At 34.7% G+C, this 24,528-nt stretch carries 13 protein-coding genes; 8 read left to right on the top strand and 5 right to left on the bottom strand.

The genetic code is table 11. From position 1 onward, the window contains the following. Positions 1-202: 202 nt before the first annotated feature. Positions 203-1,489 carry an NAD(P)/FAD-dependent oxidoreductase gene (locus IEW45_RS02015; RefSeq protein WP_188619547.1) on the top strand — a complete coding sequence of 429 codons (1,287 nt, stop codon included), beginning with the start codon at positions 203-205 and terminating at the stop codon, positions 1,487-1,489. A 13-nt stretch (positions 1,490-1,502) separates the two neighbouring features. On the opposite strand, the gene IEW45_RS02010 is transcribed toward IEW45_RS02015, so the two are convergent. Genes IEW45_RS02010 through IEW45_RS02000 form a run of 3 tightly spaced genes read right to left on the bottom strand, consistent with a single transcriptional unit; the run spans position 1,503 to position 9,451 of the window. Beyond that, positions 1,503-1,982 (bottom strand): hypothetical protein, encoded by a 480-nt coding sequence (locus IEW45_RS02010; RefSeq protein WP_188619546.1) that lies wholly within the window; start codon positions 1,980-1,982, stop codon positions 1,503-1,505. A gap of 46 nt (positions 1,983-2,028) precedes the next feature. Further along, entirely contained in the window at positions 2,029-4,341 is a 2,313-nt protein-coding gene (tamL, locus tag IEW45_RS02005; RefSeq protein ID WP_188619545.1) for a translocation and assembly module lipoprotein TamL, read from the bottom strand. After that, positions 4,331-9,451: a translocation/assembly module TamB domain-containing protein gene (locus IEW45_RS02000; RefSeq protein ID WP_188619544.1), complete on the bottom strand. Its 5,121-nt coding sequence runs from the start codon at positions 9,449-9,451 to the stop codon at positions 4,331-4,333. The genes tamL and IEW45_RS02000 overlap by 11 nt, the downstream gene beginning before the upstream one ends. 149 nt (positions 9,452-9,600) lie before the next feature. Here IEW45_RS02000 and IEW45_RS01995 point away from each other — a divergent pair, with 149 nt between their 5' ends. From IEW45_RS01995 to IEW45_RS01985, 3 genes are all read left to right on the top strand, one after another. Continuing rightward, on the top strand, positions 9,601-10,170 hold the full coding sequence (locus tag IEW45_RS01995) for a helix-turn-helix domain-containing protein (protein WP_188619543.1): 570 nt from the start codon (positions 9,601-9,603) through the stop codon (positions 10,168-10,170). 70 nt (positions 10,171-10,240) lie between these two features. Next, positions 10,241-12,670, top strand: a complete 2,430-nt coding sequence (locus IEW45_RS01990) for a heavy metal translocating P-type ATPase (RefSeq protein WP_188619542.1) — start codon at positions 10,241-10,243, stop codon at positions 12,668-12,670. Between the two features lie 22 nt (positions 12,671-12,692). Continuing rightward, on the top strand, positions 12,693-12,908 hold the full coding sequence (locus IEW45_RS01985) for a heavy-metal-associated domain-containing protein (RefSeq protein ID WP_188619541.1): 216 nt from the start codon (positions 12,693-12,695) through the stop codon (positions 12,906-12,908). Positions 12,909-13,407: 499 nt separating this feature from the next. On the opposite strand, the gene IEW45_RS01980 is transcribed toward IEW45_RS01985, so the two are convergent. Then, positions 13,408-13,686: a hypothetical protein gene (locus IEW45_RS01980; RefSeq protein WP_188619540.1), complete on the bottom strand. Its 279-nt coding sequence runs from the start codon at positions 13,684-13,686 to the stop codon at positions 13,408-13,410. Between the two features lie 620 nt (positions 13,687-14,306). Between IEW45_RS01980 and IEW45_RS01975 the strand changes: the two genes are divergently transcribed. From IEW45_RS01975 to IEW45_RS01960, 4 genes are read left to right on the top strand one after another with little or no spacing between them, the layout of a single operon-like run. Then, entirely contained in the window at positions 14,307-14,981 is a 675-nt protein-coding gene (locus IEW45_RS01975) for a TetR/AcrR family transcriptional regulator (RefSeq protein WP_188619539.1), read from the top strand. A gap of 3 nt (positions 14,982-14,984) precedes the next feature. Then, on the top strand, positions 14,985-16,646 hold the full coding sequence (locus IEW45_RS01970; protein WP_188619538.1) for a peptidase domain-containing ABC transporter: 1,662 nt from the start codon (positions 14,985-14,987) through the stop codon (positions 16,644-16,646). A 5-nt stretch (positions 16,647-16,651) separates the two neighbouring features. Continuing rightward, a complete protein-coding gene (locus IEW45_RS01965; RefSeq protein ID WP_188619537.1) occupies positions 16,652-18,010 on the top strand; it encodes an HlyD family secretion protein in 1,359 nt (452 codons plus the stop codon). Then, on the top strand, positions 17,988-19,412 hold the full coding sequence (locus IEW45_RS01960; RefSeq protein WP_188619536.1) for a TolC family protein: 1,425 nt from the start codon (positions 17,988-17,990) through the stop codon (positions 19,410-19,412). The genes IEW45_RS01965 and IEW45_RS01960 overlap by 23 nt, the downstream gene beginning before the upstream one ends. Positions 19,413-19,494: 82 nt before the next feature. Here the strand turns inward: IEW45_RS01960 and IEW45_RS01955 are convergent, their stop codons facing one another. After that, positions 19,495-24,300: a beta strand repeat-containing protein gene (locus IEW45_RS01955; RefSeq protein ID WP_188619535.1), complete on the bottom strand. Its 4,806-nt coding sequence runs from the start codon at positions 24,298-24,300 to the stop codon at positions 19,495-19,497. Positions 24,301-24,528: the final 228 nt, after the last annotated feature.

Raw genomic sequence — 24,528 nt, 5'->3', positions numbered from 1 at the left:
AATAGCACTACATAAAAACTATTACATTAACATTATGCTATAAGTATTCGGCAATATATTATACAACCAAATTATAAATTGCTAATTCTTTCCTAAAAACTGATTATACAGCTACTTATACATTGGCAATTCGTACCAAATTGGTTAACTTTATAGTAAAATTTCCTACAAAGGGAACAGCAAAAACTAAAAAGAAATTTTCATGAAAGTTTTAATAATAGGTGGTGGTTTTGCAGGTATTAACTTGGCACAAAACCTGGCAAAAAATAAAAATTTTAGCGTTACTCTTATAGATAAAAATAATTATAATTTTTTCCCGCCCTTAATATACCAGGTTGCTACTGCTTATTTAGAGCCTTCAAGCATTAGTTATCCCTTTAGGAGATTATACCGAACTAAAGATAATATACAATTTCGTTTAGGAGAATTACTATCAGTAAAACCTGAAGAGAATAAAATAGTACTTAATAATGGTGAGCTGACATACGATACTCTTATTTTTGCTACAGGTGCAGAGACCAACTATTTTGGTATGGAAAACGTTAAAAATAATGCCATACCGATGAAAACGCTTAATGATGCTATTGAGATGCGTAACGTGCTATTACAACGTACAGAAAAAGCCGCTATATGTAAAGACATGCGTGAGCGCAGAAAGTACTTAAACATAGTAATAGCAGGAGGGGGACCAACAGGGGTAGAGCTTTCAGGTATGTTTGCTGAGATGCGTAAAGGAGCTTTAAGAAAAGAATATCCTGAATTAGCTACCAGTGTTAGTAATATTTATTTGGTTGATGGCGGTTCTCAGTTATTAAGCCCTATGAGTGAGAAATCGCAAAAAGATACTTATAACGCTTTAAAAAAACTTGGTGTTATTATAAAACTAAATACAAGGGTTACCGATTATAAAGATGATACTGTTCACCTATCAACAGGAGAAACCATACAGTCCAAAAATTTGATATGGGCGGCAGGAGTTTCCGCTAAAACTTTTGAAGGTATTCCTGTTGAAAGTTATGGACGTGGTAAACGTATGATGGTAGATGAGTTTAACAAAGTAGCGAATACTGAAAATATTTATGCAATAGGCGATACTTGTATACAGCTTACCGATAAAGATTTTCCTCATGGTCACCCACAGGTTGCACAGGTTGCCATACAACAAGGAGAACATTTAGCTAAAAACTTCAAGAAAATGGTAAAAGGGGAGACTTTAACTCCTTTCCATTATAATGATAAAGGCTCTATGGCTATTATTGGTAAAAATAAAGCGGTTGTTGATTTACCTAAACCCAAAATGCACTTTAATGGTTTCATAGCCTGGTTAATGTGGTTGTTTATCCACCTAATGTCCTTAATAAGTTACCGAAACAGAATTGTAACTTTTTGGAACTGGATGACAGCGTATTTTGCACAAGACCAATCTTTACGCATGATTATACGTCCTGATAAGAAAAATAAAGAATTTATAGAGGACAAATGCACTTAAAAAGTCTGGCTTTTTAAAGCCAGACTTTTTCTGTTCCTGTAGCATCAAGAATATCAATATTAAATGCAACTTTAAAATGTTCAGCTATTTTAAAAGCATCTTTTTTATTTGTAGTTTTATAAACAGTCTGATGTTTATTACCATAAAACAGATTTAGTAAAATTACACTTCTTGTTACATTAGTTGTAGCAGTCACTACATTTACTCTCTGAGACTCTTTAGTGCTAAAAACAGATATATATTCAAATTCAGGGCATGGCTTCCATTTACCAATATGTATACTTGCTATAGACCATATTTTTCGATATTTTTTACTTGTAATATCAATTTGAGAACCTTCGCTTGAAGAAAAGTGTATGCCAAAAGCTACAGCAACTGCACCAAACCCTATACTTTTAGTGAAAATAGCTAAAAAGCCAAAAATTATTAGTGTGAAACCTAATATGCGTTTTGTTACAGGTACAGGCTTTAAATAAGTAATTATATTAGCCATTATTTTATAAGGATGAATTTATCATCTCGCTAAACTAATAAAAAAACTAGAAAGGATAGCCTATTGCTAAGTTGAATACAAGGTTTTCTTTCCTCCACGTACTACTGCCAAAGTTAATCCTGTCAAGCACCCACCTGTCACCTTCAGGTAACCATGGTTTTCTTATAGGGAAGGCAAGGTCAGTACGCAGTATAAGGAATGAAAAATCAAACCGTAAACCTATTCCTGTATCAACAGCCAGTTGTTTGTAAAAATCTTTAGATATGCGCCCGTCAGGTTTAATAATATTTCCATCTTCATCTCTGTTGTCATTCCATAGCCATATATTACCGGCATCAACAAAAACTGCTCCTTCAATTATTTTGTAAATCGTTGCGCGATATTCAGTGTTTAGTTCCAATTTTAAGTCACCCGATTGATCCGGTAAAAAGCTACCTTCATCAATATCATCTCTGTAAGTTCCGGGACCTATAGACCTTGCTCTGAAACCACGAAGGCTATTTGTACCGCCAGAGAAAAACTGCCTTATATAGGGAAGCTCTCCTGAGTTACCATAGGGCATACCAACCCCCACTATAATACGGTTGGCTAATTGAGAATTACGACTCAATTTTAAATAGTACCTAAAATCGTGTTCCATTTTGATAAACTGACTGAAAGGAACATCTAAAATTCTAATTGTATCACCTTTTTTAACATTAGCTCCTGATAGTAAACCTGTAAGTGTTCCTGAAAGATCTAGCGAACCTTTGTAATAAAAAGTATGCCTTTTGTACTCTTGCATAGTATTGGTATAGTTGTAAGAGTAGGTAGGTCCAAAAATAAGCTGCTTTTCAATAACATTTTTTAATGATGGATCACCATCTATGCGTTCTCTGTACAAATCAGTTACTGTAGCAGGGCTTACATAGTTTATATCAAACACATTAAGGTTATGCTCTTTCTTAATGTTTTCTTTCCATTTATAGCCAAACTGTGCCCTAAAAGAGTTTAGGGAATATAATTTACGCCTGTTTTGGTATTCATAGCTTATTTTGGCTTGTGTGTGGGGTACAAACCCACTTGCAGAATGTACCTTAAATGGAGTTATAAAACGAGGCCAGTCTAAACTTGCCTCCCCACCAACGCGGTATACATTATACCCCTTGTTTTGTCCTGCTACCTGTACTTCCATACCACCAAAAACACTTAAAGTTAAAAGTTCTGCACCACCAAATATGTTACGATTACTCCAGTTAACATTTAGCTCTGTACCATTATAGTTTGCAGAGTTTGTTTTTCCTAATAGTTCTACCCTGATTGATTTTTTAGGATAGGGGCTCAGGTAGTAATAAGCGTTTAAAGTGTTGGTACTATCAGCAGGACGAAATTCGTTTTTTACAAATTTAAACACCCCTAAGTTAACCAGCCTGTTTAAGGAAAGGTTATGGTCTTTACGATTATATATGTCTCCTTTTTTAAAGTATAATGTTCTGTCATATATTACAGGTCTAAAAGTGTGATCAGGGTCTATAATCTTAAAATCCTTATATACTGTAATAGAATCTTTATCAGGGTTTATTGTTTGCTCTTTATCACTAATAGAATAGTTAGGATAAATATAAATATCATTTATAGTATAAACTTGCTTTGCCTTTTCTGGGGTTTCCTCTTTTACTTTTAAAAACAAGTCTACCTGTTTATTTCCTATTGTACTGTCAACCTGTACTAATAAATAGTCAAGGTTAAAGTAATAATAGCCTTTATATTTAAGTATTTTGTCAATTTGTTCTCTCTGCTCTTTTATATCTCCTAAATCATAAGGATTTCCTGATTTTAGTATGCTCCAGCGTTTTAAACCACTTATAACACTGTCTATTTTTGTAGAATCAGCAGGAGGGTAGTTTACGTTACGTATTGTATAGCGCTTTCCCGTAGTAACAGTATAATCTACAGATGCCCTGCGATTATGTGAAGTAGAATCGGCACTTGTTCTGGTTTTAAAATAGCCTTTATTTTCAGCATAATTTTGCAGTAAATCGGCATTATAATCCATATCTACCTGACTAAAAAGTACAGGTGGCTCTCCAACTTTATTTTTTAACCAATGCCTGAAACCTTTATTTTTTTTAGGCTCCCCCGCAATATTATAGAAATAGAGTTTAGCTCTTAACCCGAGTATTTTACGGTTAGGCCTCGGGCGGAGTAAGTCTTCCATTTCCTGCTCCATTTCTTTTCGGTCACTTTTGCTTAAAGTGGAATCTTTTACCTTTACTTCCGCACCTGTATACAGCATTTCCCCTTCAGGTAAATATTTAGTATTGCTACATCCAAAGGCAAAAATTACTAATAAAATGTATATAATAGGGTTATTCCTCATTCTGCTCAGTATTAGGCGGTAAATCATTCGTATCTTCCTTCTTATTTTTCTCTTCTTGCTCTTTTTGTTTTGCTTTTTCCTTCTCTCGTTTCTTTTTGGCGCGTTCTCTCTCTTTCATTTCTTTTTCCTCCTTGGTAGTATGGAATAACTCACGGAATTTATCATAATCCATTGTGATAATAAATGCTACTCCTGTTTCTACTACCTGCCCCTGTAATGCTACCTGATATTCGTTTTTACGGTAGGCGCGAACCATATACCTGCCATCTTTTGTTAACTCATAATCTACAGATACGTCTCCGGCTATATTGTTTGCTTCTTCATTGGTTTGCTGTGGTCCTTCTAAATTAAACGTGCTGCCCACTGTAACTTTAAGTCTGTCATTTAATAGTCTTTTAGATACACCTACATTCAGGTCTGTACGGTTTTCTCTTTGTCCAGTAGTATAATCTTCTGTAGACTCTAAATCAAAATTTAATTCTACACCACTAACAACATCAGAAGCTAATCTGTTTAGCTGTTGCGAAAGTATTTTACTTACACTTTCTCTTGCTATGGTTTCGCCACTTACACCTGCTTCGCTGGCAAAAGGGTTTTCTCCTATAAATCGGTTTAAAAGCAACAGTGCAAAAACCTGTTTATTCATTTCCGAAGGTTGTTGCCTTAACTCTTCCAGTTTTGCACGGCTATCGTTTACTACTCTTGCAGCTACATTATAGTTTCCTTCAGGTAGTACAACATCAAATGATAATTCAGGTTCCAACAGTTCACCTTCCATCTTTAACTGTGTTTCAAAAGGAAGTCTTTGTTTGTACATGTTTCTTTCAGATTGGCTGGCATTAAGCTGACCGTCTAAAAGGTCTATAGGAGCAGCTTCGGTTTCATAAACGGCAGTAATATTAATATTTGCTTTGGTAGGCTCTCCCGTCCAAAGTATGTAACTACCTTCCTGTATATCAAATTTTCTTTTTATAAAATTGAAGGTCATTTCATAGGCTCCGTCAGTAAATTCATACCTACCGGTAAGACTGGTTTTACCTGATGGGTCTATACCACCATTTAAATCTGCTTCTCCTTTTAGTCGTAAAAAGTCTCCGTTACCTTTATCAATAACCAAGTTAAGTTCTGCTTCCTCAACAATTTTAATGGATACCGAGACATCCATACCTTTAAGGTCACTTTGGTTGAAGTCTTGTTCCATTTGCAACTTTTGTTTTAGCTGCATATTGTCTTGGTCTATAAACTCTACTATTCCCTCTCTGTCTGCTATAGAAGGGTCTTGTTGAGGTAATACAACAGTAAATTTAGTGTCCTCATTAATTCTGAGGTCACCATCTATAACAGGGCTTTCCAGTGTACCTTTTATATTAAGGTTGGTATCTATTATCAGATTTCCGTAATATAAATCGTTATCTTGAGCTGTTGAGTTTACTACTTTAAAGTTTTGAGCATCTACCTGTAAACCAAAACCAAATTCCTGAAAGTTTGTAGTAGCTACATCTCCATTAACTGTAAGGATGTTATTGTCTTTATCCTCTATAGTAAAGTTATTAAAGCGAACCCCTTTATTATTAAAAGTAATAGCATCATCTATATTTTGATAATAAGCATTAAAAGGAACTACTCTGAATGCTACATCATTAAACTTTAAATCGCCATTTACTTTAGGTGCCTGCACATTTCCTGTTAATTTAAAGTTACCGGATAAATACCCTTCACCATCTGTAAGGTTACCCATAGAAAAAGCCTGAACACTATTCATGTTCAGCTTATTCATATTCATGTTTAAGTTAAAGCTACTCTCATTTGTGTTATATGTTCCATCCAGTTGTACATCGTTACCTTTTCCCGTAATTTTTACATCGGCAGTAAAAGTATCGGCTATATTGTTATCAACTTTTATAGCCACATTTCCTACGGTGTCTTTACTAATAGCTAAATCAGATATATTAATATCAGAAGTAAATATAGGTTCTTTAGCCAGGTTACGTATGTTTGCTTCACCGTCTATAGTACCTTTTATTTTTAATTCTTCTTTTTGAATGATATTGGTTATGGTTTCAATTTTAAAGTCCTGTAATTTTACATCAAGGGGTGCATTGGCAGTTTCACTTTCTGATTGCAAGCTAATTGAACTACCATTTTCATTACTCATTTTAAAGTTATTGGCATAGAAACCATTTTTACCTAAACGTATAAGATTGTCCTTTGCCACATCCCAAGGCTCATAATTAAGCGTAAGCCCTTTAGGGTAAAGTTCAATTTCGTTATTACCATTATTGGCACGCATTTCTCCTGCTATAAGGTATTGCTGTTCTTGTTCTTCTTCTTTTCTGCCTATAATCTCAAGTTCGTAGGTAAGTATGTTATCTTTTAATTTTCCTGTAAGTGCAGTATTGCGTATTTGGAATTGCTCATTTTCTATACTGCCTACTCGTACTTCATAGGCTAGAGCAGAACTGTCATTTTTAATATTTATAACTCCGCTTGATAGGGTATTACTACCATAACTTATTCTTGGTATTACCCCGTTTATATTTAGGCTATCATGTTCACTGTCATATTTACCGATTATTTGTATCGGTTCAATACGTTTTAGGTTGGGTAACAGCTTAGTTAAAACAGGGTCGTTTTTAACTTTTACTAAGAATTTAATTTTTTGCGGACTGGTAGTTTTTCTTTTTGCAAGCGTATCAGTATTATAATATTTGGCAATAGTGTTAGATAGGGCAGTACCCAGTTCACTAACATTATATTTACCTTTAGTGTAAGCATCAACAATTTGAGATTTTAGAATAATAGAGTTTTTCTCTGCTGTTGATTCTGCCTCTATTTTTATAGTATCTAAGCCAAACTGCTCTTCAGCATTAGCAAACCAAAAATCATAAAACTTAACAGTACCGTTTAAATTATCAGGATTAGAATCAGCAATATCTGCATCTACATTTCCTCTCAGTTTTAAAGGACCAGCATGAAGGTTTAGTTCGTTTAAGTCAGCTATATCTACATTAAGTTTTATTTTCCCTGTAGGGTATTTATCTTTAAATCCTCCGCTTGCTACTAAATCAAACTCCAAGTTAGGGTCAGTCATATTAGCAGTAGCCTCAAAGCTACCGTTATTGATGCTACCGTCAATATTTAGGTTATTGTACACATAGCTGTTATACTCTGCCTCAATAAGTTTTCCTTTTAGTGTAGCGTTGGCTGTTTTAGGGTCAAGCCCTGTACCTTTTACAGTAGCGTTTAAACTTACTGTACCAATAGAGTCATTTTTTAATAATGCACCTACATCAAATTTGTCTATTTCAACATCAGCATCATATTTCTCATTGCCTTTACGGCTTTGGTCTAACAAGGCTGTTATTTTAGCATTACCAAAGCTACTGGTTAAACCAACATCAGTATTAAAGTTTTCCATTGTACCTTTAAAGTAAGCATAAACTGTTAGTGATTTAGGTAATTGTATATTGTTTGGTATTGTATTTTCAGGAACAAAAGTATTAATGTCTTTTGCTGTTGTTTTAAGTTTTGGTATTTCTAAATCAAAATAAGCAGTTTTAACGTCGGGTAAACCTTTTATTCTTCCTCTTGCAGCAACGGTAGTATTACTTATACCACTAATAGAAAGGCTATTTATACGTAAATCGCTTACTTTACCTTTTATATTACTATCTATATAAACCGTAGCATTTGGGTTACTTTTAAAAGGATTAGTATCAGCTAAATCAGGAACAAATAGTAATACATCTTTAAAACTTATTTTACTTTGTTTCAGTTTAACATCAACAGCTAACTCTCCTATATTTTCTTTTAGAGATTCAATAGAAGGGTAGCTGACTACAATTTTATCTTTTATAAGTGTTTCAGGTGTTTCTATATAAAGGTTTTCCAGTTTAGCTGTTTGTTGCCCGTAATAAAAGTTAGTTTGTAATTTAGTAACGGTTAAGTCACTCCCCAGTTCTTTTACACTCAGATTATTTATTTCTCCTGAAATAGTATCTGTAGCATAGGATAGTTCTTTTGCTTGCAGATTAAAATTTTGGATATTCAAGTGTTTATAATCGATACCTTTTTTAACAGGGGCAGCATTTTCATCATTAAATTTAAAGTTTACATCTGCAATATCGGTTTCTTGTAATTTAAACTTCCATTGTGCAGAACTTGCCTCCGGGTCTTCTTCCGGTAGTTTGTTTTTTATTTGTTTTTCAAATTCCCCTAGTGTAAGCTGACCATCAACGCCTTTAAATTCTAATTTTTCTAAATCTATAAGCTGCTTTTTAAGGTCTACAGTGTTAACTTCGGTTAATAGCTTTTCAAATTTTATTTTAGTATCAAGATGAGTACCTGCATTATCATAGCCTACTTCAATATTGGTAAGATTAATATCGCCTAACTCAAGTTTTAAATCAGGTCGTTTTGATACCTCTTCGGCTGCTTTTTGGGTAGTTTTGGCTATTTCATCAACCATGCCCTGTTCAAAAACAAGTTTAAGCCCGTCAAGGTTAATTTCAGGAGCGCTAAAACTCATATTTTCAAGGTCGAACTCTTTAATTTTGGTATCAAAGTGAGTAAGGTTAGCCTTTAGGTCATTTTTAGTAATAGCATCATTATACGTAACGCGTATGTTATTAAGTTCAACTTTACCTAAAGAAAAAGTAGTAGGTGCAGCCGTAGTATCTTTTGGCTTGCCGGAATCAAATGCTTTTATAATGTAATCAAAATTGAAAACAGAGTCTTTACCTCGCTCCACATTAGCTACTATGCCTTCAAGTTCTACTTTATTTAATTCTACAGTATTATCAAGCAGCTTGAATAAACTAATATCTACTGCAATTTTTTTACCCGATAATAAAGTGTCTCCTTGTTGGTCTTCAAAGTAAATACCTTCTACAATCACTTTTTTAGGTAAACCAATTTCAATGCGGTCAATTTCAACTTCAGTGCCTATTTTTTCTTCTAAATAGGTAACCGCTTTGTCTTTAACCTTGTTTTGTATGTAGGGTATTTGCAGTAGTAAAACAATTAATAAAAATAGTGCTATTATAGAACCAATTATCCATAATAGTATTTTTAAAACCTTTTTCGAGTATTTTTTAACCTTTGTATTCATTCAAGGCTAAAAGTAGCCATAAATTAAGCACTACCTATTTAAAATTTTGCTAAAAAAAATCTTACGGAATAGTAATTGTGCAAAATAGTTACATTATTTGTTTAAATGAATAATACCTAACTTTGTAATCGATTTAATTGAACCGAAAAATGGAACTTGCTATTAAAAATATGGTTTGCCCGAGATGTATTGCTGCTGTTGATGCTACATTACGCAATATGGGATTTCATGCAGAGCAAGTTACTTTAGGACAGGTAATTTTGGCAGAAGAACTTAAAAGCGAGCAATTAAGTAAATTAAAGCAACTATTACAGCAGCAGGGTTTTGAACTGTTGGAAGCTGATAAAGACAGAATTATAGACCGTATAAAATCTATAATTATTGAGCATATTCACCACATGGATGGTAAGCCTGTTGTTTTCTCTGAATTACTATCCAAAGAACTTCATAAAGATTATTCAGGATTAAGTAAACTTTTTTCGGCAGAAGAAGCCATCACTATTGAGCAATTTATTATCCTCCAAAAAATAGAAAAAGTAAAAGAGCTGTTGCTTTATAAAGAATTAAACTTAACAGAAATCGCTGATTTACTTGGCTACAGTAGTAGTGCACATCTTTCCTCTCAATTCCGGAAAATTACAGGCGTTACACCTACGGCTTTTCGCAGTAGTGGGACTAATAACCGCCAGCCTATAGACAGTCTTACCAAAAAGCTGTAAACACTTTCCTTAATTGTATAAACACTTTTTCGTAATTATACTGAATTTTGTATAGTACAAATACAGTAGTATGGAAAAGAATAATGAAAATACAGTATACCTGCCTTTACAGGGTGTAGATAGCGAACATTGCGCCATGATAGTAAATAAAGGACTCAATGATATAAAAGCTATTGACAGCCATGAGGTAGAACTAAATAACAACCGAGTAGTACTCAATACAACTGATATTTTAACTGCCGTACCCGAAGCCGTAAAACAAATTCGCGATTTAGGATATGGTGTAACTACTATTAAAAAAACATATCCTGTTACGGGTATGAGTTGCGCCTCCTGTGCTGCATCAAGTCAGGATGTGCTGAAAATGCAGCCAGGTGTGGTAGACGCTTCGGTTAACTATGCTAACGGCAACGGAACCGTAGAATTTATCCCCACTATTACCAGTCCTCAAAAATTAAAAAGTTCATTGCAATCCATAGGGTATGATTTACTGATTGATGAAAACGAGTCGAATGCTGATGCTATGGAAGAAATGAAAGTACAGCATTATAAAGCATTACGAACACGAACAATATGGGCAGTACTACTTGCTATACCATTGGTAGTAATAGGTATGACACCATTTTTACATCATCAGCCTTGGGCTAAATATGCTATGTGGGCATTTTCTACTCCAATAGTTTTATACTTAGGCAGGCAGTTTTTTGTAGGAGCTTATAAACAAACCAAACATCGCTCTGCTAACATGGATACTCTTGTAGCGGTAAGTACAGGTACAGCTTATTTGTTTAGCGTTTTTAATGTATTGTTTCCGCAGTTTTGGGAAAGTAGAGGGTTAGAAGCGAGCGTTTATTTTGAGGCTGCCGGAGTGGTAATTGCTTTCATTCTGCTAGGTAAAATGCTGGAAGAAAAAGCTAAGAGTAAAACATCATCGGCTATTAAAAACCTGATAGGGTTACAACCTAAAACAGTAACAGTAGTTAGAGATAACAATCAGGGGAAAATACCAATTGCTGAGGTAGAAAAAGGAGATATAATACTGGTAAAACCCGGAGAGAAAATTGCGGTTGATGGCAAAGTAATTTCAGGAAGTTCTTTTGTTGATGAAAGTATGATTAACGGAGAGCCTTTGGCGTTAGAAAAGAAGAAAGACAGCGAAGTATTTGCAGGGACAATAAACCAAAAAGGAAGTTTTCAATTCAAAGCTGAAAAAGTAGGAGGGGAGACGCTGCTATCTCAAATTATAAAAATGGTTGAAGATGCACAGGGTAGTAAAGCTCCCGTTCAGCGTTTAGTTGATAAAATAGCAGGAATATTTGTGCCTGTTGTTATACTCATAGCCACTGCTACTTTCTTTATTTGGTTAGCTTTCGGAGGAGCAGATGGGTTTACACATGGTTTACTGGCAGCTATTACTGTATTGGTTATTGCCTGCCCGTGTGCATTAGGCTTAGCTACACCAACCGCTATAATGGTAGGAGTGGGCAAGGGAGCCCAAAATGGTATTTTGATTAAAGATGCACAGAGCTTAGAATTAGCAAATAAAGTAGATACTGTAGTTTTAGATAAAACAGGGACTATTACTGAAGGGAAACCAAATGTTACTGCAATACAATGGTTTGACAGTGAGACGGATGAAGCAAGAAATATTCTTTACAGTATAGAAAAAGCATCAGAGCACCCGTTGGCAGATGCAGTAGTGCGACATTTAAAAGAGCAATCGCAATATCTGGAAAATGTTACGATAGAAAATCATGAGGGTAAAGGTATACAGGCGAAATACAACAGTGAAAGCTATACCATAGGTAACCGAAAACTTACGGAAGAAAAGGGTATTACTATTACTGATGAGGTATTAGTTTGGGAAAAGCAACGACTGGAACAGGCAAACACCGTAGTATTCTTCGCAGATGAAAAACAGGTTATTTGTGCCATTGGTATTGCCGATACTATTAAAGAAACTTCTCAAAAAGCAATACAGCAATTACATTATAATGGTATTAATGTATATATGCTTACCGGAGATAATGAGCATACAGCCAAAGCAGTGGCAACTCAGGTAGGTATTAAGCATTACGAAGGCGGAATCTTACCTCAGGATAAACTGGATTATATAAAGAAACTGCAACAACAAGGTAAAACTGTAGCGATGGCTGGCGATGGTATAAATGACAGTAGCGCACTGGCACAAGCCGATGTAAGTATTGCAATGGGCAGTGGTAGCGATATTGCTATGGACGTGGCAAAAATTACTATTATTTCCGGTGATTTGATGAAAGTGTCTCAGGCTATAAAACTATCGCAGCAAACCGTTAAAACTATTCGATTTAACCTGTTTTGGGCGTTTATTTATAATGTTATCGGTATTCCTATTGCTGCGGGAGTGCTATACCCAATAAATGGTTTTTTACTAAGCCCGATGATTGCAGGTGCTGCTATGGCTATGAGTAGTGTTAGTGTAGTAAGTAACAGTTTGCTTTTACGATTAAAAAAATTATAAAATCTAAAAATAATAAGATAAAATGGAGAAAGAATTTAAGTTTAAAACAACTATCAACTGTGGTGGTTGTGTAGCAAAAGTAACCCCTGTTCTTGATGAAGCAGAAGGTATACAAGAATGGAAAGTAGATACTGATAATCCTGATAAAATACTTACTGTAAAATCAAATGGTATTACAGAAGATAGAGTAATTGAAAAGATAAAAAGCAGAGGTTTTAAAATAGAACCTATACAATAGCTATAAGAAACCAAAAGCCCTCACATTGTGAGGGCTTTTTTAATATTTATGAAGTTTTCTTATAAAGCAAACTTCTTTTTAACAGTACCTTTATCTGTAATAATTTCAAGGATGATTAACTGTTGTGCTATTCTTAAGTTGTTAATAGCTGTAGTAGTAGCATTTATANTGTTTTACCGGCGGAAAGGGGTGCAAAGATACTATTCTTTTTTTCCTTTTTCCAAATGTTTTTTGAAGTTTTTTTTAAAACTTTTTCGCTGCTTTTCTTAGTTTAAATAAGTGTTTGCAGCGCTTGGAGGTTTTCAGTATGTGTCTGTACGTGCTTGTTGTTGTAAGCGGGTGCAAATGTAATACTCTTTTTGGCTTTTGCAACTGTTTTGCTAAGGTTTTTTTAACCTTTTTTTAATCTTTTAGCTCAACTTGTTGATTTACCTAATTTTAGACACTGAAGTTTTTTTTGCTGCTTTTTTATTAAATAACCCAAACATAGTAAAAGTTATTATTTTGTTACTTTACTAAAGTGCTCTACGCAATTTTTAGCGTAGTGTTTTGTTATATTTAATGTACGCTTTTTTGCTTCTTTATTATGTAAAAGGTGGCGTTGTTGCAGAAACTTTATTGCTGTATTATTGAATTCTTGTTGCATTTCGTATATAAATGCATCAAGTTTAGCTCCTCCTGCTGAAATATAATTTTCATTATATTGCTTTACAAAGTCTTTACTTAGCTCTTCACAGTCTTTATGGAGCTCTTTTTCTAGTTTGTCATAATCAGTCATTTTCTCGATTCTTAAATTTTCTTGGAGGCTAATCTAATAAATTTTAGTTTATATTTTTTAGACTTTTTAAATATACATATAAAAAATTAGCCTACCGTTTTGGCAGGCTAACATAATTATAGCAACTTTTAGGGGCTGTTACTTTAATTTAAATCTAACTTTAAAAATTATGTCCAACTTTAATTCTTTTCTTGTTTTCAATTTCTGATACAAATCTATATTTGAACACCTATTATATATTTAATTTTTAGCCTAACTGGTTGTTGAGTCTGGTAAATGACTTTAATATGTAGATGAAGTGTGTTTTTTATTTATATATGTATAAAAAAAGCTCGCTATAACGCGAGCTTTTTAATCTAACTAAAAATTACTGAAATAGTATAAACTATTCTACTGCTAAACTAATGTTTTGTTTTGAGGTATAAAAAATTATAGTGCGATATATGGTTAAATAACAAAATTTTAATTTTAAGTCTGTATTGATAAAATAGACTATTAATACATTGTGTACCTACTTAAAAGAAGTATATTAATAATAAATTCATCTAATATTGTTAAATAATATTAAAATTTTCTTTTTTAATAGTTTTACTATTAATTTTGAAAACAAAATATATTAAATGAAAACTATACTTTCAAGTTTACGCATACAGGTAAATGATAAAATTTACCTTAAGGATCCTGAATCGTCTGTATTGGGTAAAAAGATTATTAAGGAGGGTATATTACTTATTGATGAAATAGGGTTTGATTGCTTTACTTTTAAAAAGCTGGGAGCTAAAATAGGTTCTAATGAAAGTTCTTTATATAGGTACTTTGAAAACAAGCATAAGTTTCTAGTATATTTATCATCTTGGTACTGGAGCTGGATTGAATATAAAATGTTGCTTGCTACTACTAATGTTACTTGCCCTATGGAGCAGCTTTTAAAGGCTATTGCGGTAATTACTGAAAAAATTAAAGATGATGATGCTACTTTACATGTTAATGAGTCAATATTAAATAAGATTATTATAGCTGAATTTACAAAAACCTTTCTTACTAAAGAGGTTGATGAGGAAAACAGAGAGGGTTTTTTTACTATATATAAAAGGATAATAAACCGTATGGTGGACATTGTGACTATGGTTGATCCTGAATATCCTTATCCTAAAAGTTTAGTTTCAAATATTGTTGAAGGAGGGCTTCATCAGCATTTTTTAAGAGACCATTTACAAACTATTACAAATTGTAACGAAAAAATTAGCCCTACTGATTATTATAGTGACTTGGTGAAACGAGTTTTAAAACATTAATTTATGACCACTACAAAACGCTTTTTTAATTTATTAAAACTAGACAAGAAGGATGTCTACCAAATTTTCTTTTATGCAATTTTTGCAGGGCTCATTAGTTTATCGCTTCCGTTGGGTATACAGGCTATTGTAAACTTAATACAAAGTGGCAGGGTAAGCGCATCATGGGTGGTACTTGTAGTAGTCGTAGTTATTGGTGTAGCCTTTGTGGGTATACTATCGCTAATGCAACTACGTATTACTGAAAATTTACAGCAAAAAATATTTGTACGCTCATCGTTTGAGTTTGCTTATCGTATGCCAAAAATTAAGTTTGATGAACTATATAATAATGTATATCCCCCAGAGTTAGCCAATCGTTTTTTTGATACTATTTCTATACAAAAAGGTATCTCTAAATTATTACTTGATTTTTCGGCTGCCCTATTGCAAATTATCTTTGGTATTATACTATTATCATTATACCACCCTTTCTTTATATTGTTTGGGTTATTACTTTTGGTTTTGTTATACTTAATATTCAGACTTTCATATAACCCCGGTCTTGCTACAAGTTTAAAAGAATCAAAATACAAATATCGAGTTGCAGACTGGCTACAGGAAATAGCTCGTAATAACTCCAGTTTTAGAAAAAAGAGAAATTTTGATTATGCTCTTGAGAAAAATGACCACTTGGTTGATGGTTACCTTAATTACAGGGAAAAACATTTCTCTGTAATTAAAAGACAGTATAGCCAGCTAATTCTTTTTAAAATAATTATTACTGCCGGTCTCCTGATTATAGGTGGTTACCTTGTTATAACACAGCGTATGAATATAGGGCAGTTTGTAGCTTCGGAAATTGTTATACTGCTGGTTATAAACTCTGTTGAAAAGATTATACTGGGTATGGAAACTTTTTATGATGTACTTACTTCTATTGAAAAAATTGGAGAGGTGGCAGATATGGATATTGAAGATGTTAAAGAGACTGACAGTAAAAGTTGCTACAACAGTATTACACTGGAAACAGAAAACTTGCACTTTAAATTCCCTCAAGCTTCAAATGACATTTTAAAAGACATATCTTTAAAAATAGAACAAGGTGAAAGAATAAGCCTTAAAGGTAGTAATGGAGCAGGGAAAACTACACTCATGCGTGTACTTTCCGCAGTGCTTAAACCTACTAGCGGTTCTTTTTATATTAATGATAATACTTTCCATAAAATTGATCTTGTACAATATAGAGTTCAAATAGGTTCTATTGTTCAGGGTGAAACACCTTTTGAAGGAACAATTATGGAAAACATTACATTTAACGACCCTAATATAAGTCCTGAAGACATAAAATGGGCGCTAGATGCGGTACAATTAACTCCTTATATAAAAACATTAACCAATGGTCTTGATACAATGGTATACCCTGAAGGGAAACAGTTAAGTGCTTCAAATGCTCAAAAAATATTATTGGCACGAAGTATTATAAGAAGACCAAGGGTACTGTTTTATGAAGACCCTACAGATAAAATAGATGAACAAGCCGCCAAAGCAATTATAGATTTTATATGTGCTCCTGAAAATACCTGGACTGTAGTTGTATCATCTACATACCCTTACTGGCAAACTAAAACCAGCAGACATATTGTAATGGAGAAAGGACGAATTATTAAAGATATTATACAGTAAAAATTATGCTAAATATATCTAACAACAAAAATGTAAAACAAGAGGGTTTACAGAGTTTAGACACTGTAAAGAAACTTGCAAACAGGCCTCATTATAAAATACTTAACCGTATTATAGTAGTTGCCTGTGTATTAGCTATAATAATACTGTTAATGCCGTGGACGCAAAATATATCAGGCTCCGGTGCAGTAACTACTTTAAAGCCTGACCAAAGACCGCAAACGGTACACTCTGCAATTGCAGGAAGAATTGAAAAATGGTATGTAAAAGAAGGTGACCATGTAAATAAAGGGGATACTATTTTATTTATTTCAGAAATAAAAGAAGAGTATTTTGACCCTAACTTAGTACAAAACACTAAGCAACAGGTTGATGCTAAAAAAATGTCTTTGGAGTCTTACAGTGGTAAGGTAGAGGCTTTAAGTTCCCAAATTAATGCTCTTAGTAGAGAACAGAATCTTAAACTGGAACAGGCTCAAAATAAAATGAAACAAGCCCGGTTAAAGGTTAAGAGTGACAGTATTGATCTGGAAGCTGTAAAAACACAACTTACTATTGCTACAAGACAGTTTAACCGAGTTTCCCAGTTACATGAAGAAGGCTTAAAACCACTTACTGAACTGGAAGAGAAAAGATTAAAATTACAGGAATCTCAAGCAAAAATAATCACTCAGGAAAATAAACTTTTAAGTTCCGAAAACGAGCTTATAAACGCTCAGGTAGAGATTAATAGAATTTTAGCCGAATATTCTGAAAAAATTTCAAAAGCTAATAGTGATAAGTTTACCGCTCTAAGCAATCAGTTCGATACTGAAACACAAGTTAATAAACTTGAAAATCAGTATGTAAATTATAGCATACGTAATGGCATGTACTATATAAAAGCACCACAAGACGGCTATGTAAATCGTGCGCTGCAATCAGGCTTAGGAGAAACTATTAAAGAAGGAACACCTATAGTAAGCATAATGCCTTCTGATTACGAAATTGCAGTAGAAACCTATGTTAACCCTATTGATTTACCACTATTAAAAAGAGGTGAAAAAGTAAGGGTATGGTTTGACGGATGGCCTACCATAGTATTTTCAGGATGGCCAAATATGTCATACGGTACTTTTGGAGGCGAAATTGTAGCAATAGAAAACTTTATAAGCCCTAACGGTAAATACAGGGTTTTAATTGCTCCTGATAAAAGTGCAGAACCATGGCCTGAGCAACTAAGTATTGGCGCAGGTGCTCAAACAATGGCATTGTTAGAAACTGTGCCGGTATGGTTTGAAATATGGAGAACCCTTAACGGCTTCCCTCCTAACTATTATCAACCCAACAATACACAAAGTGATGCTGGAAAAGAAAAAAAATAAAATAGTACAGCTTATATTGGTGAGTGCATTTGCTACTTTACCTTCACTCATGCATTCTCAGGAGATACAACCTGAAATTTTAAGCTATACTGAATATGTTGGGTATGTAAAAAAATACCATCCACAAGTAAAGCAAGCTAACTTAGAAATCAGCAAGGCTGAAGCTAAGTTAATGACTGCCCGTGGTGCTTTTGACCCAAAAATAGAAGTGGATTTTGATAAAAAAGAGTTTAAAGATAAAGAGTATTACTCACTGCTAAACAGCAGTTTTAAAATACCTACCTGGTACGGCATAGAAGTAAAAGCAGGATTTGACAATAGTGAAGGAATATATGTTAACCCGCAAAATACTTTACCTAATAGTGGTTTAACATCTTTAGGAGTTAGTGTGCCTATAGGTCAAGGGCTAATTATTAACCAACGAATGGCTGACATTCGCACAGCAAAAATGCTGCAAAAACTAAGTGTTGCCGAACGCCAGCTTAGAGCTGTAGATGTTGTTTACGAAGCATCGGTAGCATATTTTGATTGGTTAAAAGCCTATAATGAAAGTTTACTTTATAAAGAATATCTGGAATTTGCTGAGAAAAGGTACAAAGGAATTACCCGTTTAATTGAACTGGGTGATAAACCTGCGATAGACAGTATTGAGGCAGGTATAGTAGTAAAAAACCGTAAGCTTAATGTTGAACAAGCTGGTTTAAAATTAATAAAAGCTAAACTTCAACTTTCTAATTATTTATGGATTGAAGGTGTACCGGTTGAACTTGAAGAAACCATAAAGCCTGATGCCGATATAAAAAAGACTGTTCAGGAGGCATTAAATATTACTGAACTTAATGGAGGAATAGCTGATATAGACAATCACCCAAAGGTAATATCACTACAAACAAAAATTGATATGCTTAATATAGAACGTAAATTAAATGCCAACCTTCTTTTACCTAAAGTAGATTTAAGCTATTATTACCTTTCGGAGCCTTCATATATAGACAATTTCAGGTTTGAAGATCACAAATTTGCTTTAAACTTCAGCTTTCCTCTATTTTTAAGAAAAGAAAGAGGTTATTTAAAACTTACTAAACTTAAAATACAAGATGCAGAACTGGATTTAAACTTGGAAAGAGTAAAACTTAAAAACAAAGTTATAGCTAGCCAAAATGAAATAACCAATATAGAAAAACAGATAGAGTTAACTGATTCATTAGTTCAGGACTATACTAAAATGCTGGATTCGGAAGAGCGGTTATTCTCTTTTGGTGAAAGCTCTATTTTCTTAATAAACACCCGAGAAAATAAACTTGTTAGCAGTAGAATATCACTTATAGACCTTGAAAATAAATATTTAGATTCATATGCACAATTATTCAAGGTAATTGCTGCAACCAATATTCCTGAATAGCTAAACTTAGGTCAATAATAAAAAACAAACCCCTCACGTCAACTATACGTGAGGGGTTTTATTATTTAAGACAAACTAAATATTAAAACACAAACTTCTTGTTAACAGTACCTTTGTTTGTATTAATTTCAAGGATGATTAACTGTTGTGCTATTCTTAAATTGTTAATAGCTGTAGTAGTAGCATTAATGTTACCGGCATTGTATAGTAATCTTCCGTTAATGTCATAAACATTTACTGTGCTTATTTCTGCATTTCCGGTATCAATCATTACACTGTTTCCTTCTTTATACACCACAACCTGATTGATATTTAATACAGGTGTGTTGGTATCCAGTGCCTCTATGGTATAAATTATTTCAAATCGGTCAGTAAATGTTCCTGCTTCTGTACTGAAGTTGTACCCGCCTCCTTCTGTAAGGTTATGGGTCATGTTCTGTACGTTGTCTATAAGGTATATTTGTTGTCCTTCTTCAAACAATCCGTCTACATGGTCCAGGCTTATGGTATAGCTTCCTGTATTTGTTGCTTTGTATCCTACCGCTACTGCATCGGTATCGGTAAAGGCTGCTCTTGCCTGTATGGATAGTTTGGTAGCATCTCCCAGTAGAGAGAATAGTTTAACATCGTCATTGTTTTCTAACATTTTACCATCCCAACCATAGTCCAGCTCGTTTGTGGTAACATCGCTGTAGGCTACTGCCATTTGGTTAAATTCTCCGTTGTTTCCGGTTATGTTTAACCATAAACGGGAAATGTTTGTTGATGGGGTGTTTTCCTGATCCATTCGGAAGAACTGTCCGTTGTTAACGCCTCTTCTCATACTGTTGTTGAAGGTAAGGGTGCTTCCTGTTGCTTGTACTATGAATCCTTGTCCGGGGTTGATTACCCAAGTGGATGGATCTCCTGTAAAGGTTCCTGAACCGGTATCTCCAAATCCGCCTTCCTGGCTGTTTGCGGTATAGGCTGCCATGGTTACGGTGGCATAGCTGCTTGCTGCGGCATCGTTACGTTTTCTCCAGAAGTATAGTGCTGAGCCTGCGTTTATGGTTCCTGAGTTGGTGTTGTAGAAGTCGTGTACGTTTATTGGTGATGGGTAGGGGTTTCCTACTATGTTATAGCCGTTAAGGACTGTTGACATGTTTACGGCTACATCGCCATTGTTTGGGGTTCCTGTAAAGGTTCCTGTCCATGGTGCTCCGGGTGTGTCGGTATTTACATAGGACGGGTGGTCGTTTGCGATACGGATAAGGTATCCCAGTCCTGTTGCAAATGCTGTAACGCTTGGGTCTACTGTGTTGTATTGGTCGGTGGTTTCGTTATAGGTGTAGAAACGGTTTGACAGGGTTTGTGGTGAGAATTCCTGTAGGTTTTGTCCGCTTACGGGTGATGACCACATGGTGTAGTCTAAGCGGTATAGTGGTGAGCTGTTTTTATATACTGTGATAGCTCCTGTGTTGGCTACATTATTGGTTTGTATAATGTTGGCGTTGTCTTCTACTATGAAGTTCTCGGCTCCGGCGTTGTTTACTATACCCTCGGATATGGTTAAGGTAGTACCGGAGGTAACGGTAATACTACCTTCCGCATTTACTGTAAGTGTAGCAGCAGAGAAAGTTCCGTTATCAGTTGTATTATAAGGGCCTTCTATAATAGCAGCATCAATTACACCAGGAGCGCTACCGGTAGTCCACTCAGTACCATTCCATACATTTTGAGCACCTGTAATAGTTGCTATAACATTTGAATTATCAGAAGTTTCTGTTGCAGAAACAGCTCTGACTCTATAAAAATAATCAACACCTGATTCAAGACCTGTTACTTCATAACTCGTTACATCACTTACATTAAGGTCTTCATAACCTGTTACATAAGACGGTGTAAAGCTTCCATTAGCGGTATGACTTCCTAAGTTATCTATATTATCAACAGGGTAGCTATCCCATTCATTACTATTGTATGATGTTGTCGGACCTGTTACAGTAGATTTTCTTCTTAGTGTTACATTTGTATTACCAGCTCCTACTTTATCTATTAAAACAAAGTTCTTATATAAGTTTACATCTTCATCACCTGTAAAAGACATTGCTGTACCATCAGACCAAGCTACTGTATCATCAGCAACAGCCAATGTTCCTGATGCTGCCCCACTATTGGCTATCACGTATGTAGCTCCATTGGCTAAAGTACCTGAAAGAACATATTTGGTATCATCACCCCTACTAATAGAATATTCAGATAAATCTATACTATTTCCTGTTCCGTTATACAACTCTATAGCTCTGTTATTACCGGGGTTATTACCTTCTACATATTCTGATATAATTAGTTCACTAAAAGCAGATCCTACTCCAAACTCTTCATATGCGCTAACATCAAGCCTGTAACTTGTGGCACCTTCAACCGAAGCCCAGTTAGCAGTAAAGCTTGTGGTAGTGATATCTGTAGCTGCTATGGCAACCGGTGCAGCAAGAGGCGGTGCTGTTTCTGTTATAGAAATATCATCTATATACCAGCTATCACCATTGTTTTGTACCATTACAAAAGCAATATATACTGTTTGCCCTTTATAGGTGGTTAAATCAATAGTTCTTTCAGCATAATTACTGGTCTCTGCATCAGGTAAATCAGATTCACCATAATTTATGACATTTGTATATGATGCAGGATTGCTTGGATTACTGGTAGCTATTTTTACATAATATTCCGTACCCCAATTATTTTCAAAGTCCTGCATTTCTTGATACTTCAATTCTATTGTGCCATCAGTATTCGGTAACATAATAGGTGGTGTCACTAACCAATCTTCTGCATTTCCTCCTGACACACTTTCATACTCAACATATGCTGTACCGGCAGAACCGTTATACGTGTAACTTGTATTAGTCTCCCTTTTCCAGTCTTGGTTAGTGCCTAAACCATTTGAACCTCTAAAAGATGTCCAACACGTTGGTGGAAAAGATACATCATCAAATCCTTCGGTAAATGGCAGTGCAAACTCTCCACATAATGTAGTAAAAGTAATATCACTACCGTATGTAGTACCCCCTGCTGTAGTAGCATAAGCTCTTGCATAGTACTGTGTATTTGAGGTAAGCCCTGTTGCTGAAACAGTGAATACTCCTGAACCACCTGAAGCAGCAGCAAAATTTGTAACGCCTGCATCACCTATACTTGGAGTTGCTGATGTACCTATTACAACACCACGTGCTGTTACACTACTACACCCTTCATCTGTAACCTCTCCGCCTAAAGTAGCTGTGGTAGTATTAATAGCATTTGCACTGCTTGTTGTTACTGTTGCGCCTGTATTTACACCTGAACCTGATGTTGCAACGTTAGTATCTATACTTGTGCCTCCACCTGATATGGTTATATTTCCGCTATATGACTGTACTGCTGTAGGTGTAAAACGTACATAAATATCTTCTAATACTTCCCCTCCTACCGGAGTTAATGTTAATGTTGCAGCATAAGTACCTGCTGCTGTGTTTGATAGTGTATACCCTGTTGGTGCTGTAATTACTACATTATCTGCTGTAAGGTTTTCTCCGTAAAGCCCAAAACTATTTTCTGTAGATGTTGTATGTATACACACCTCTCCAAACGCAGTAAGTTCGTCTGCTGTAATAGTTGGAGCTGTGTTAGGTAATGTAGATACTAACAAACCCTGTGTATTTTCAGCAGTTTCTACATTAGCACCATTTCGTGCTTTCGCATAGAAAACATAATCTGAATCTTCTGTAAGACCGTTTACTGTTATAGCAGCCCACTCTGATGCTATATGCCATGCTGCTGTGACACCCAATGTACCGTCAGTCTGTACATAATAATCATTATTTGCTTCATCTACAACATGTAAAGCATATTGCGTAGTAGCAGGGTTTCCGTCCCCTGATCCTATTGTAATATCCGCCTGATAAACTCCTACGTTGTTTGCCTCAGGAGCATTTGGCACATTTGCCAACGTCCAAAAACTTACATCGTCACCCAGTTCGCTACCGGCAACAGCACGGTAGTGATATTGTGTATTTACATCTATAAGCACAATTGCATTAAAACTACCGTTACCTGTAATAGTTGAAGGATCTCCTATTTCGTTACTACCGTAATCTGTAGTTGTACCATAATCAAATGAAACTGCTGTAGCGTCTCCATTGCTCACTGTACCATTTAATATAGCAAAATCTGTATCTACATCAGGTGAATCAGTAGTTACTGATGGACCTGAAACTGTACCAGTTAACTTAACATCATCAATAACCCAACGCTCATTACTTGAATTATTATGTAAAACTACCCTAACTCTAACTTGAGTAGCAGTATTAGGTAAGCTAACCGTTAAGCTAGAAATACCGTTTGGTTCACCACTTGAAGTAAAATCTGTAGGGTTATTATCTCCGTCATATTCAACGGTTTCAGAACCTGAATCCGTAAAAGACCAATAAGTGTTTCCTGAACCATTAATACTAACTTCATTAGAATAGGTCGAGCCTCCATCTAAACTTATATAGACATCTACATAATCAGAACTGTCTGCACCATTGCCTGTAGTTAAAGACATTGAAGCTATCTTGAGATTTAAGTCAACATCTATATAGCCATCAAGGCTTTGATTGTTAAATGTTAAAGTAGATGTACCTCCTCTTACTTCCCACCCGCGAGAACCACTAACAAATCTATCTGCACCTGAAGGTCTGTAACTACCGCTATTTGTACCAGAAGAATAATTACCACTACTATTAGAGAATGTTAAAGTTGGCGTAGCAGGACTAGACTCAAAATCTTGCACTGCTATTAAATCTTGCCCCCAAGAGGTTGCGCCAATACATAACAAAACTGCTGCGAACAGCACTTTTGTTATATGCAATTGTAAACTTTTTAGCATATAAATAAAATTAATTTAGTGAATATTTTTTAAGGATAATCAAGGTGCAAATATATTTATATTTTAATTATTTACCTTAAAAAATGTTTATGTATTAGTCACATTATCATTAAATTAATATTAACTAATCTTTTTTTAGTTAACACGTATTTAATATTTAATAGTTGATTTTTCAATAAAACATTCTATTAAAAAGAAATTTAACACTTACAATTAATGTATTTTATT

The sequence above is a fragment of the Flavobacterium suaedae genome (assembly GCF_014642915.1).
Taxonomy (GTDB): domain Bacteria; phylum Bacteroidota; class Bacteroidia; order Flavobacteriales; family Flavobacteriaceae; genus Flavobacterium; species Flavobacterium suaedae.
The sequence above is the reverse complement of the archived record's forward strand: the minus strand, read 5'-3'. Positions and strand labels throughout refer to the sequence as shown.

Coding starts and splice junctions, on each gene's coding strand:
- IEW45_RS01975 (WP_188619539.1), top strand. CDS start 14,307: ATGAAAACTATACTTTCAAGTTTACGCATACAGGTAAATGATAAAATT.
- IEW45_RS02015 (WP_188619547.1), top strand. CDS start 203: ATGAAAGTTTTAATAATAGGTGGTGGTTTTGCAGGTATTAACTTGGCA.
- IEW45_RS01990 (WP_188619542.1), top strand. CDS start 10,241: ATGGAAAAGAATAATGAAAATACAGTATACCTGCCTTTACAGGGTGTA.
- IEW45_RS02000 (WP_188619544.1), bottom strand. CDS start 9,451: ATGAATACAAAGGTTAAAAAATACTCGAAAAAGGTTTTAAAAATACTA.
- IEW45_RS01960 (WP_188619536.1), top strand. CDS start 17,988: ATGCTGGAAAAGAAAAAAAATAAAATAGTACAGCTTATATTGGTGAGT.
- IEW45_RS01985 (WP_188619541.1), top strand. CDS start 12,693: ATGGAGAAAGAATTTAAGTTTAAAACAACTATCAACTGTGGTGGTTGT.
- IEW45_RS02010 (WP_188619546.1), bottom strand. CDS start 1,982: ATGGCTAATATAATTACTTATTTAAAGCCTGTACCTGTAACAAAACGC.
- tamL (WP_188619545.1), bottom strand. CDS start 4,341: ATGAGGAATAACCCTATTATATACATTTTATTAGTAATTTTTGCCTTT.
- IEW45_RS01995 (WP_188619543.1), top strand. CDS start 9,601: ATGGAACTTGCTATTAAAAATATGGTTTGCCCGAGATGTATTGCTGCT.
- IEW45_RS01965 (WP_188619537.1), top strand. CDS start 16,652: ATGCTAAATATATCTAACAACAAAAATGTAAAACAAGAGGGTTTACAG.
- IEW45_RS01980 (WP_188619540.1), bottom strand. CDS start 13,686: ATGACTGATTATGACAAACTAGAAAAAGAGCTCCATAAAGACTGTGAA.
- IEW45_RS01970 (WP_188619538.1), top strand. CDS start 14,985: ATGACCACTACAAAACGCTTTTTTAATTTATTAAAACTAGACAAGAAG.
- IEW45_RS01955 (WP_188619535.1), bottom strand. CDS start 24,300: ATGCTAAAAAGTTTACAATTGCATATAACAAAAGTGCTGTTCGCAGCA.